General features: G+C 73.4%; 9 protein-coding genes. 3 read left to right on the top strand and 6 right to left on the bottom strand.

Annotated elements, in window-relative coordinates; translation table 11 throughout:
• Nucleotides 1-45: 45 nt before the first annotated feature.
• Complete coding sequence (locus Psi01_RS15940; protein WP_204064801.1) at nt 46-186, top strand: hypothetical protein; 141 nt, start codon at nt 46-48, stop codon at nt 184-186.
• A 75-nt stretch (nt 187-261) separates the two neighbouring features.
• Here Psi01_RS15940 and bar read toward each other — a convergent pair whose 3' ends face one another.
• The gene (gene bar, locus Psi01_RS15935) at nt 262-1,353 is read right to left on the bottom strand and encodes a barbiturase (RefSeq protein WP_204064800.1); all 1,092 of its coding nucleotides are present in this window, start codon (nt 1,351-1,353) and stop codon (nt 262-264) included.
• Between the two features lie 55 nt (nt 1,354-1,408).
• Nucleotides 1,409-2,317: a carbamate kinase gene (locus Psi01_RS15930; protein WP_239127746.1), complete on the bottom strand. Its 909-nt coding sequence runs from the start codon at nt 2,315-2,317 to the stop codon at nt 1,409-1,411.
• 196 nt (nt 2,318-2,513) lie between these two features.
• Between Psi01_RS15930 and Psi01_RS15925 the strand changes: the two genes are divergently transcribed.
• Both Psi01_RS15925 and Psi01_RS15920 read left to right on the top strand, forming a co-directional pair.
• Nucleotides 2,514-3,545, top strand: a complete 1,032-nt coding sequence (locus Psi01_RS15925; protein WP_204064798.1) for a hypothetical protein — start codon at nt 2,514-2,516, stop codon at nt 3,543-3,545.
• Nucleotides 3,452-4,342 carry an esterase/lipase family protein gene (locus tag Psi01_RS15920; protein ID WP_204064797.1) on the top strand — a complete coding sequence of 297 codons (891 nt, stop codon included), beginning with the start codon at nt 3,452-3,454 and terminating at the stop codon, nt 4,340-4,342. Before Psi01_RS15925 ends, Psi01_RS15920 begins: the two co-directional genes overlap by 94 nt.
• On the opposite strand, the gene Psi01_RS15915 is transcribed toward Psi01_RS15920, so the two are convergent.
• From Psi01_RS15915 to Psi01_RS44115, 4 genes are all read right to left on the bottom strand, one after another.
• Nucleotides 4,332-5,072, bottom strand: a complete 741-nt coding sequence (locus Psi01_RS15915; RefSeq protein ID WP_204064796.1) for a thioesterase II family protein — start codon at nt 5,070-5,072, stop codon at nt 4,332-4,334. The genes Psi01_RS15920 and Psi01_RS15915 overlap by 11 nt on opposite strands.
• A 100-nt stretch (nt 5,073-5,172) precedes the next feature.
• Complete coding sequence (locus tag Psi01_RS15910; RefSeq protein WP_204064795.1) at nt 5,173-5,382, bottom strand: MbtH family protein; 210 nt, start codon at nt 5,380-5,382, stop codon at nt 5,173-5,175.
• Nucleotides 5,379-9,335, bottom strand: coding sequence for a non-ribosomal peptide synthetase (locus Psi01_RS15905; protein ID WP_204064794.1), 3,957 nt, complete (start codon nt 9,333-9,335; stop codon nt 5,379-5,381). The genes Psi01_RS15910 and Psi01_RS15905 overlap by 4 nt, the downstream gene beginning before the upstream one ends.
• A partial coding sequence (locus Psi01_RS44115; RefSeq protein ID WP_275424529.1) for a condensation domain-containing protein occupies nt 9,332-11,202 on the bottom strand: 1,871 nt, incomplete at its 5' end. The genes Psi01_RS15905 and Psi01_RS44115, both read right to left, overlap by 4 nt.

Raw genomic sequence — 11,202 nt, 5'->3', positions numbered from 1 at the left:
GCGGGCGGACCAGGATGCTTCCGTCGAGCGGAAGGGACGGGTCCGATGAGGACGAAGGAGATCGGCACGGAGGCCGCAGATCCGGCGGAGGCCTGGGAGTCGCGGGTGGCGTGGACGGCCCGCTGCGCGATCGAGGTCGCCTGCCTCCTGGCCACCCTCGTGGTCGTCTACGTGGTGTCGAGGTGACCCCGGGAGGAAGTGACCGCGGGATCGGGTACGGCGCGGCCGCGCGGGGACGGGCCGCGCCGTACCGGATCCGGGTCAGCCCAGGTCGGCGATGGCGGCGACCGGGCCGCCGCCGCTCGGGCCCTGGTGCACGGCGGCGACGCTCACGAACACCGCCGGGTCGCCGGTGACACTGGCCGCCACGCCGCCGACGGTGGCCTTGATCTGGCGGTGCCAGTGCACGTCGGAGTCGTCGAGCATGATGTTGCGGCGGCCCCGGACCATGCCCGAGGGGTCGGCCTCGCACTTCATGAAGACGTTGACCAGGCGGCCCTTCAGGTCGGAGGGGTGCGGGCGCTCGGGCAGGTCGATGCCGCTGGAGCGGATCGCCTCCCAGATGCCGTCGGCGTCCAGCGCGTCCTTCATCACCGAGTGGCCGATGCGGTAGCGCCCGCCGATGCCGCGCACGTTGCCGACGACCACGATCTGGGCGCGGTCGAGCTCGACGCCGCTGGAGCAGGACGCCACCGAGGAGTAGAGCGACAGGTCCCGGTGGATCTGCTCGGCGGCAGGCATCTCGATCTCCCCGAGGGCGACGGCGATGCCGAGCGCGGTGGTGGAGTTGGAGATGTCCATGGACGGGCCGGTGTCCTCGGTCACCACGTCCTTGCCGCGGGACTTGGCGTCGTTGATGGTGGCCAGGGTCAGCAGCGGCGTCTTGGTCTGGACGTAGTGGACGTCGGCGGGGTCGTCGATGCCGGCGACCTTCATGGCCTCGCGGACCCCGGCGGCGACCTTCTCCACCATGGCGGGACGGCCGATGTCCTCGGGCAGGATGACCTCGCTCATCGCGATGCCGACGCTCAGCCGCGGCTCGTCGCTCGGCTCGGCGTCCGCGGTGGTGGCGAATACGGTGGCGTGCGGGCTGAGCACGCCGTCGGTGCCGCCGGACCACACCAGCGGCACGCTCTCGGGCGACGGATGGCCCTTGGCGGCCAGCACCTCACGGAAGGCGCGGTCGGCCAGGATGCGGGTGTAGTCGTTCACGCCGCCGTTGCCCTCGGTCTTGCCGATCACCGCGAGCACCCGGTGCGCCTCGATCACCCCGTCGTCGATGAGCTTCTCCAGCCCGGAGGCGTCGGTCACGCTCTCGATGGCCACCTTGCGTACTTCAATGGGTTCCGGCATGAGCGCCGCCTTCCAGTCGGGTCCTCTTCATTTGCGCACCACTTCGTTCGCGCATTCATTTGCGCACAACGGTTCCGGCCTCTCCGGTGACCGCCGCTCCGATGTTCTCAAGTGAGGTGATCACGGCCTGGTCACCGCCGTACTCGACGAAGCGCAGCGCGGCCTCGACCTTCGGGCCCATGCTGCCCTCGGCGAAGTGCCCGGCCGCCTTCAACTCGCGCAGCTCGGGGGCGGTGATCGAGCCGATCGGGCTGGCCTGCGGCGTGCCGTAACCCACGACGGCCTGCGGCACGTCGGTGGCGATCACCAGCTTGGCGGCCCGCACGGTCCTGGCCAGCAGGGTCGCGGCCAGGTCCTTGTCGATGACGGCCTCTACCCCGGTCAGTCTGCCCTGCCCGTCGCGGATCACGGGCACTCCCCCGCCGCCCGCCGCCACGACGACGAACCCGGCGGCCATCAGCGCGGCCACCGCGGGCGCGTCGAGGATCTGCAGCGGCTCGGGCGAGGGGACGACCCGGCGCCAGCCCCGCTCGAAGCGCCGCCAGGTCTGGCCGAGCCCCTCGAACCGGCGGGCCTCCTCCTCGCTGAAGTAGCGGCCGATCGGCTTGACCGGGTCGAGGAAGGCCGGGTCGCGCGGGTCGACGAGCGTGCGGGTGACCACGACGGCGGCGCGTCCCTCCAGCGCGTTGAGCACGAGCATGCCGATCGTCGCCTGGGTCTGCGCCCCGCACCAGTCGAGCGGGACCGGGGGCACCACGTCCGCGGCGAGCTGGTTCTTCAGGATCAGGTTGCCCACCTGCGGGCCGTTGCCGTGGGTGAGGGTCACCTGATGGCCCGCGGCGACCAGCGCGGCGACGTGTCCCATCGCCCCCTCCACCGCGCGGCGCTGGTCGGCCGGGGAGGCGCTCCCGTCCGAGGCCGTCATGGCGTTGCCGCCGAGTGCGATCACCACACGTTCACCCACAGGGGCGACGGTAACGGCCCGCCCGTCCGGTCTCATGGGCACTTCTCGCCCAAGGAACCGCCGTTCTTCGGCAGGACTCAACGGGTGATCGTCCCCGGCGCCCACCTGGGAACCCACGGCCCCGACCTGGACGTCTATCCGGCGAGGACCCCCGGCCCCCCTCCCCCGCGGCCGGGACGTCATCCGGGCGGTGATCATGCAGTTCATCGATGTCACGGAGCTCGCCGGAGTGCGGTCGGTCGTCAGCACCTTCCGCCGTCCCGGGACACCGGTGCGGTTCGTCCTGTACCCCATGATCCATCTGGGCGAGGCGGGCTTCTACGCGGCCGTCACCGAGCATCTGCGATCCTGCGACATCGTCGTCGTCGAGGGGGTGGATCAGCGGTCCGCCCCCGTACGCGCGCTGACGGCCTCCTACCGCTGGCTGCGGGGAAGCGACCGGCTCACGCTGGCGGTGCAGCACATCGACTACGAGAGCCTCGGCGTCCGGATCGTCCACCCCGACATGACCCGCGAGGAGTTCCTCGACGGCTGGCGGCGCATCCCGCTCCGGTACCGGATCGCGGCGTACCTCCTGGTCCCCTTCTTCGTGGCGGGGATGCGCCTGTTCGGCACCCGGCGGTTCATCGCCAGGCACCTCACGAAGCAGGAGACCATGAGTCATCACTGGGGGCCTCTGGACGAGTGGGACGAGGGCCCGTTCGACGAGCTGGTCCTGCACCGGCGCGACCGGCTGCTGACCGAGGCCCTCGCCGCCCTCCACGAGGAGGAGCACCTGCGGCCGGTGACCGTCGGGGTGCTCTACGGCGCGGGCCACATGCCCGCCGTCGCCGACGCGCTCTGGGCGCTCGGCTACCGGCCGGTCAGCGCCGAGTGGCTCACCGTCTTCGAGTTCGTCTCCCCCGAGCCCGTCGAGCCCGTCGAGCCCGTCGAGTCAGGCTCTCCCGGGCCGCGCGACCGGGACGCCGGGCGGAAGTTGTCCGGTGGTGCCAACTTCGCCGGGCAAGCGGTGCGGCCACACCATAGAACCCCGGCGGTACGGCGGGACAGGCTGCTGTTCCGAGTTCCCGCGGAGCCCGGGCACCCCTGGTGGATCCCCGGGACCCCGCGCTCCGAGCCGCCGGAGGAGAGATCGTGGGCCAGCTCCGTCTCGGTCAAATCGCCGCGGTCGTCCTGTGCGCCGCAGTCGGGCTCGCGGTCCTCGTCTTCGCCGCCGACACCCTGGTGAACCGGGCGGCCGGGCCGCAGGCGCCCCCGTCGCCGACGGTGGACCGGGTCGCCGAGGCCGAGAAGATGGCCTCCGAGGGGCTGGACGAGGCCAACGACTTCGACTGCCGGCCACGCGAGAGCACGCCGTACCCGGTCGTCCTGGTGCACGGGGCCAAGAGCACCGGGGCGGTCACCTGGCCGGTGGCGGCGCCGTACCTGAGCAAGCAGGGATACTGCGTCTTCGCACTCGACTACGGGTGGAGCAGGTCGATCGAGGAGTCGGCGCGGACTCTGGGGATCTTCGTGGACGGCGTGCTCCAGGCGACCGGAGCCGAGAAGGTGGCCATCGTCGGGCACAGCCTCGGCGGGCTGGTGCCCAGGGCCTACATGCGTTTCGACGGCGGGGCGCAGAAGGTCGCCGAGCTGGTCACGCTGGGGGCCCCGCACCGCGACCCGACCGAGGAGCTGAGCAGGAGCTGCGGCTGGGAGACGGTCTGCGAGGAACTGCGGCCGGGCTCGAAACTGCTGGAGGCGCTCAACGCCCCGTCCATGATCGAGCCCGGCGTGAGCTACACCGCCCTCGGGCTGAAGGCCGAGCAGGAGGCCGCCTCGACCTTCATCGAGGGCCCGGACGACCAGGTCGCCAACCGCATGCTCCAGGACGACTGCCCCCTCAAGGGACTCGTCGAGGGGGCCATCGGGCACAACCTGGAGACGCTGGACCCGGTGATGCTCTCCTACGTCAACAAGGCGCTGGAGAGCCCGGGACCGCTGCCGGCGGACTACCGGCCGGACTGCTTCGCGCTCATCCTCTGAACTCCGCGCCCATCCTCTCGACGACCTCGGCGACCACCCGCTCCCGCAGGGGCTGCAGGTAGAAGTGGTCCCCGGGGAAGACCGTCAGCGAGAAGCCCGACTCCGTGCACGCCTCCCAGGACTTGGCCTGCTCGGCCGTGACGACCGGGTCGGCGTCGCCGACCAGGACGGAGATCGGGGCGCGCAGCGCGGGACCGGGGCGGGAACGGTGCCTCTCGACCAGCCGGAAGTCACCGCGGACGTAGGGGAGGATGAGCTCGCGCATCCCCGCGTGAGCGAGGACCTCCAGCTCGGTGCCGCCCAGCCTCTCCAGCTCGGCCAGCAGGCTGTCGTCGTCCAGCTCGGACAGCACGCGGCGCTCCCTGGGCTCGTGCGGCGCCGAGCAGCCCGACACGAGCAGCCGCACGGGAACGGTGCCGCGCGCCTCCAGCAGCCGCGCGACCTCGTAGGCCACCAGCGCCCCCATGCTGTGCCCGAACAGCGCCACGGGCCGGTCCAGCAGCGGGGCCAGCGCCCCGGCGACCGCGGCGGCGACCGCGTCCAGGCTCTCCGGGAGCGGCTCGCTGTACCGGTCGGCCCGGCCGGGCAGCTGCACGCCGTACAGCTCGACGGACTCCGGCAGCAGCGCGGGCCACTCGCGGTAGGCGGTGGCCGAACCGCCCGCGTGCGGGAAGCAGACCAGCCGCGTGGCCGCCGACGGGCGCGGGCGCGGGCAGCGCAGCCAGGTCATCGGATCACGCTCCCCGCCGTCGTCGTGCGTCCGATCGTGCGGGGAGTGCGCCCGGTCGTGCGGGGAGTGCGTCCGGCGGCCTGAGGGGTGGGACGGCGGTTCACTCCCCCATCGCCCTGATCAGGCTGTTGGGCCGCATGTCGGTCCAGTTCGTCTCGATGTACTCCAGGCATGCCTGCCGGCTGTCCTCTCCGAAAGCGACGGTCCATCCCGCGGGGATCTCCGCCCACGCGGGCCACAGAGAGTACTGGCCCTCGTCGTTGATCAGTGCGAGGTAGGAGACGTCGGGATTCTCGAAGGGGTTTGTCACTGCAGTTCCTTCCTGAGCAGCGCGGCGATCTCCGCGACCGGGCCGGGGTTGAGCATGCTCGCATGATCGCAGGCGATCGTGTGGTCCTCGATCGTTCCGGTGACGTAGGGCTTCCAGTCGGCGGCCGTGGGGCTGTCCGCCTCACGGCCGTGGGCGGCGGTGACGAAGAGCACGTCCCCGTCGAAGCGGCGCGGACGGTACTCCTGAGAGATCTTCACACCGTTGCGGTAATTGCGGTAGACCGCCAGCAGCGTCTGCTCGTCGAGGGCCGCGTACCGGTCCCCGCGCTCGCGCACGAACGCGACGACGTCGCCGATCTCCCCCGTGCCCTCGTAGCCGATCGCGGACAGCAGCTCGGGCAGCACGTCGCGCTCGTCGGGGGCGGCGTCCCGGCCCGGGTAGGCGTCCAGCAGCGCCAGCAGGCCGACCTCCTCGCCCTCCTCGCGCAGTTCGACGGCCATGGCGTGGGCGATCAGGCCGCCCATCGACCAGCCCGCCAGCAGGTACGGCCCGCGCGGCCGGACCCGGCGCAGGTGGGTGAGGTAGTCGCGGGCCATGGCCTCGATCGACGGGGCCGTGTAGTCCGGCTCGGACAGCACCCGCGCCTGGAAGGCGTAGACCGGCCGGTCGGGACCGAGGTGGCGCAGCAGGCCGGAGTACGGCCAGCCGAGACCGGCGCCCGGGTGCACGCAGAACAGGGGCGCCCCGTCGCCCGTCGCGCGCAGGGGCAGCAGGATCTCGCGTCCCGAGGAACCGCCGCGGGCCAGGGCCTCGACCGTCTGGCAGGCGAACACCTCGCGCGGGCTGATCGTCAGCCCTTCGCGCCGGGCGCGGGAGACGAGCTGGATGACCGCGATGCTGTCACCGCCCAGGTCGAAGAAGCCGTCGTCGACGCCGACCCGCTCCAGACCGAGAACCTCGGCGAACAGGCGGCAGAGCCGTTCCTCCCCGGGGGTCCGGGGCGGCCGCCCGGATGCCGATATATCCGGTTTCGGAAGGGCTGCGCGGTTCACCTTGCCGTTCGGGGTGAGCGGGAGGGCGCCCAAGGTGACGACCGCCTGGGGAACCATGTACTCGGGCAAGGTCCCCCCGGCGAAGGCCCGCAACTCCTCCGCCGATGCCGTACGGCCCGCAGCCGGTCCCGCGGGGACCACGTAGGCGACCAGGCGGTTGTCGTGCACGGCCACCGACGCCTGCGCGACCGCGGGGTGCCGGGACAGCACCGCCTCGATCTCGCCCGGCTCGATCCGGAAGCCCCGGATCTTGACCTGGACGTCGGTCCTGCCCAGGTACTCCAGCTCGCCGTCGGGCGTCCACCTGACCAGGTCCCCGGTCCGGTACATCCGCTCGCCCTCGCCGTACGGGCAGGCCGTGAACCGTTCGGCGGTCAGCCCCGGACGGCCGAGGTAGCCGCGGGCCAGGCCCGCGCCCGACAGGTACAGCTCGCCGGGTGCGCCCGGCGGGACCGGCCGCAGGAAGCGGTCGAGCACGTGGGCGCGCATGCCGTCCATGGCCCGGCCGATGGGCGGCGCCGTACCGCCCGCCTCGCGGACGGCGTGGTAGGTGGCGTAGGTGGTGGCCTCGGTCGGCCCGTAGACGTGGCCGAGCAGGGTGTCCGGGCAGGCCTCGCGGACCCGGCGCATGGCCTCGGGAGAGGCGGCCTCGCCGCCGGTGAGGACCTCCCGCAGGGACGCGAAGGCGCCCGGGCTCTCCTCCGCCACCACGTTGAACAGGGCGGTCGTCAGGAACAGCGCGGTCAGGCCGTGCTCGGCGGCCAGGCGCGCGATCGCGTCCGGGTCGAGCTCTCCGGGAGGGGCGACGACGACCGTGCCGCCGGTCAGCAACGGCACCCAGATCTCGTAGGTCGAGGCGTCGAAGGCGTGCGGCGAGTGCATCAGCACGCGGCGGTGCCCCTCGTCCCACCGGTGGTCGGCGGCCAGGGCGAGGACGTCCCGGTGCCGTACGGCCACGCCTTTGGGGATGCCGGTCGAGCCGGAGGTGTAGATCACGTAGGCGAGCTGGTCGGGATGGACGCGCACGTGCGGGTCGTACTGCGGCACGAATCCCGGTTCGTCGTTCAGCGCGAGAGCGAGCGGCGAGTCCGGCCCGGGAGCGGGGGCAGAGGCTGGGGCCGGAACGGAGGCTGGGGCCGGGGCGGAGGCGGAGGCGGAGGCGGGGGCCGGGATAGCCCGGCCGCCGGGGTACGGCTCGTCCACGCGGACCACCGCGGCGCCGTGGGCGAAGCCGGGCTCGCGGTCGGTGATCAGGACGGGCGCGCCGGTGTCGGCCAGCACCCAGCTCATCCGGTCGGGTGGATAGCCGTGGTGGATCGGCACGTACGCGCCGCCGGCCTTGGCGACGGCCAGCGTCGCCACGACCACCTCGGCCGAGCGTTCCAGCAGGACCGCGACCGGCGTCCCGGCCCGCACCCCGAGGTCGGTCAGCCGGTGGGCGAGGCGGTTGGCCCGCCCGTTGAGTTCGGCGTAGGTCAGGGAGACCCCCGCCGCGCGGACCGCCTCGCCGTCCGGATCGCGCTCCACGCGGTCGGCGAAGGCGCTGACGATGTCCGCGTGCGCCGGGGTGGTCGTACCGCCCGCCTCCCCGGAGCCCTGCGCCGTGACCAGGGCGCGCTCCTCGCCGGAGAGGAGGTCCAGCCTGGCCAGCGGCAGGTCGGGGTCGGCGGCGACGGCCTTGAGCACCCGGGTCAGCCGGTTGAGCAGGCGCAGGGCCTCGGCGCGGGGGAAGACGTCCTGGCGGTGGTCCAGGCGCAGCGACAGCCGCCTGCCCGGTACGACGGCCAGAGCCAGCGGATAGTGGGTGGCGTCGCTCCCGGCGGCTCCGGCGAGCCGCAGCCCGTCGCCGACCTCGGCCGCCGCGGTGTCCAGGGGATAGTTCTCCAGGACCGTCATGGTGTCGAACAGCGGGCCGGAGCCGTGCAGGCGCTGGATCTCGGCCAGGCCGAGGTGGTGGTGGGACAGCAGCTCGGCCTGCTCGGCCTGCAGCCGCGTCAGGAGCCCGGCCAGGCTCTCCTCCGGGCGCAGCCGTACCCGCACCGGGAGAGTGTTGATGAACAGCCCCACCATCCGCTCCACGCCGGGCAGCTCCGGCGGGCGGCCGGAGACGGTGCCGCCGAAGACCACGTCGTCGCGGCCCGACAGCAGGGCCAGCAGCATGGCCCACGCCCCCTGGATCGCGGTGTTGAGGGTGAGGGAGCGTCCGCGCAGGGCGGCGTCGAGGCGGCCGGTGAGGTCCTCGCTGAGGTGGGCGCGCACGCGTCCCGGGTCGGCCGGCGGCCTGCCCGCGAGGTCGGGGGCGACGAGGGTGGGCCCGTCCAGGCCGCTCAGGGCGCGGGCCCAGGCCTCACCCGCGGCGCCGCGGTCCTGCCCGGTGAGCCAGGCCAGATAGTCCTTGTACGGCGGAGCGGGCGGGGGCTCGGCCCCGGTGTACAGCGCGAGGAACTCCGCCGCCAGCAGCGGCGTGGACCAGCCGTCCAGCAGGATGTGATGGTTGGTGAAGATCAACCGGTGCCGGCCCGGCGCCGTCCGCACCAGGGCGAACCGCAGCAGCGGCGGGCAGGCCAGGTCGAAGCGGCGGGCGCGTTCTTCGGCGGCCACCTCGTCGGGATCCCGTCCGGAGATCTCCCGCCAGGGCACCTCGACGCGCCGGTGGACGAGCTGGACGGGCTCGCCGTTCGCCCGCTGCCGGAAGGAGGCGCGCAGGTTCGGATGGCGGGTGAGCAGCCGGGCCGCGGCGCCCGCGAGCCGGTCGGCGTCGAGGGGGCCCTCCAGGTCCAGGACGAGCTGGGCGGTGTAGACGTCGGGCGCGGCCTCGTCGAACGTCGCGTGGAAGTACAGGCCCTGCTGCAGGGGTGACAGCGGCAGGATGTCCTCGAGCTGGGACGCCGGGGCGGTCTGGACGGCGGGGGTCACGGGAGTCACGGAATCGATGGTCATCGGGCGCTCCACTCCGCGTCCAGTTCCGCCGCGAACGCGTCGATCTCTTCCTGGCTGAGGGGGACCAGCAGATCCGACGGGGTCAGGCCGCCTCCGGTGTGCAGGGACAGACCGGTCAGCGCGGCGGCCCACGCCTCGGCCAGCTCCCTGACCTGCTCCGGCGTGTACAGGCGGCCCGCCCAGGACCAGGTCGCCCGCAGGCACGGCCCCTGCGGGGTGTCCCGCGTCAGGGCGTTGACCTCCAGGGCGTGCGGCAACGCCAGGGCGGGGTCGTGCCCGCCCGCCGCCTCGGCCTCCTCCGCCGGGGCCCAGTCCGTCCCCGCGGGGGCCTCGACCCGGCCGAGATAGTTGAAGGCCAGCTCGGGGACGGGGCGGGCGGCCAGCTCGGCCGCGGTCCCGGGGTCGAGGTGGCGCAGCAGGCCGTACCCGATGCCGTTGTCGGGGATGGCCCGCAGCTGCTCCTTGACCCGCTTGATCGCCCGGGCGGCCGTGTCCCCGGACAGGTCGTCCCAGTCCGCCGGGCCGGGATCGAGCCGGACCGGGTACATGGTCGTGAACCAGCCGACCGTCCTGGACAGGTCCACCTCGGGGAAGATCTCCTCCCGCCCGTGACCTTCGAGGTCGAGCAGGACGGAGGCGTCACGGCCGGTCCATCTGGCCACGGCGAGGGCCAGCCCGGCGAGCAGCACGTCGTTGACCCGCCCGTGGAAGGCCGCGGGCAGCCGGGTGAGCAGGGGCTCGGTGACCTCGGGGGGCAGCTCCACGGTGAGGTGCCGCTGGGTGCCGAAGGTGTCCGTGCCGGGGTCCAGGGTTGCGGCGCCGGTGTCCCCGTTTCCGTTGTCGTCGCCGTCTCCGTCCAGGGTGCGGATCCACAGATCGAGTTCACCGGTCCTGTGGCGGGCCTCGTCGTGCAGGCGCCGCGCCCAGGTCCGCAACGACGTCACCACCGGCGCCAGCTGCGGCTTCCGCCCCTGCCGTACCGCCGTCCAGGCCGCGAACAGATCCGGCAACAGGATCCGCCACGACACCCCGTCCACGCACAGATGATGAACCGTCACCACCAGCCGCCCCGAAACCCGCGGCCCGGCATCCAACCACGCCACCTGCACCATCCGCCCACCGGCCGGATCCAGCCGGGTACGCGACCACGCCGCCTGCTCGGCCACCACCCCCGCCCACCCCTCGTCCCGGACCGCCTCTTCCGCCCGCCCTTCTCCGGAGACCGGGTCCTTCCCTCGCCCGGCCGTCGCCGTGATCAGGGCATCGCCGACCTCCACCCGGCGCACGCACCCGTCCGCCCGCACCGACCCGACCGGCAGCACCTCCAGCCCGGCGTCGAACCCGCGTCCCGCACCCGGAGAATCGCCGGAAGGACCGCCGTCCGCAGAGGCGGCCGGCTCCCCGGCGTCACGCCAGATCAGCCGCAGGGCGTCATGGCGGTCCAGTACGGCCTGCAGCGCGGCGGTCAGATGGTCCAGTCCCAGATCCGGCGGCACCCGCAACACCACCGTCTGGCTGAAGCCGCCGATCGGCCCCTGCCGCTCGGCCAGCCAGTGCATGATCGGCGTCGGACGCACCGGCCCGACCCCGGCGCCCTCCGGCTCGCTCACCACACCGGCGTGCGCCTCCTCGACCGCCACCGAGGCCAGCCCCCGCACGCTCTGGTGGGCGAACACATCGCGCGGCGCGATCACCAGGCCCGCCGCCCGCGCCCGCGCGACCAATTGGATCGCGCTGATGCTGTCCCCGCCCAGATCGAAGAACCCGTCCTCGACCCCGACCGAGGCCACCCCCAGCACCTCGGCGAACAACCCGGCCAGCACCGCCTCCACCGGCGTCCCCGGCTCCCGGCCGCCCCCGGCCATCC

Origin of the sequence: Paraplanobispora siamensis, assembly GCF_016863175.1 — a bacterium.
Lineage (GTDB): Bacteria > Actinomycetota > Actinomycetes > Streptosporangiales > Streptosporangiaceae > Planobispora > Planobispora siamensis.
This window is presented reverse-complemented; position numbering and strand designations above follow the sequence as displayed.

Bases quoted from the DNA above. Each gene is read 5' to 3' on its own strand.
- Psi01_RS15905 (WP_204064794.1), bottom strand. From the start codon at position 9,335: ATGACCATCGATTCCGTGACTCCCGTGACCCCCGCCGTCCAGACCGCC.
- Psi01_RS15925 (WP_204064798.1), top strand. From the start codon at position 2,514: ATGCAGTTCATCGATGTCACGGAGCTCGCCGGAGTGCGGTCGGTCGTC.
- Psi01_RS15915 (WP_204064796.1), bottom strand. From the start codon at position 5,072: ATGACCTGGCTGCGCTGCCCGCGCCCGCGCCCGTCGGCGGCCACGCGG.
- Psi01_RS15940 (WP_204064801.1), top strand. From the start codon at position 46: ATGAGGACGAAGGAGATCGGCACGGAGGCCGCAGATCCGGCGGAGGCC.
- bar (WP_204064800.1), bottom strand. From the start codon at position 1,353: ATGCCGGAACCCATTGAAGTACGCAAGGTGGCCATCGAGAGCGTGACC.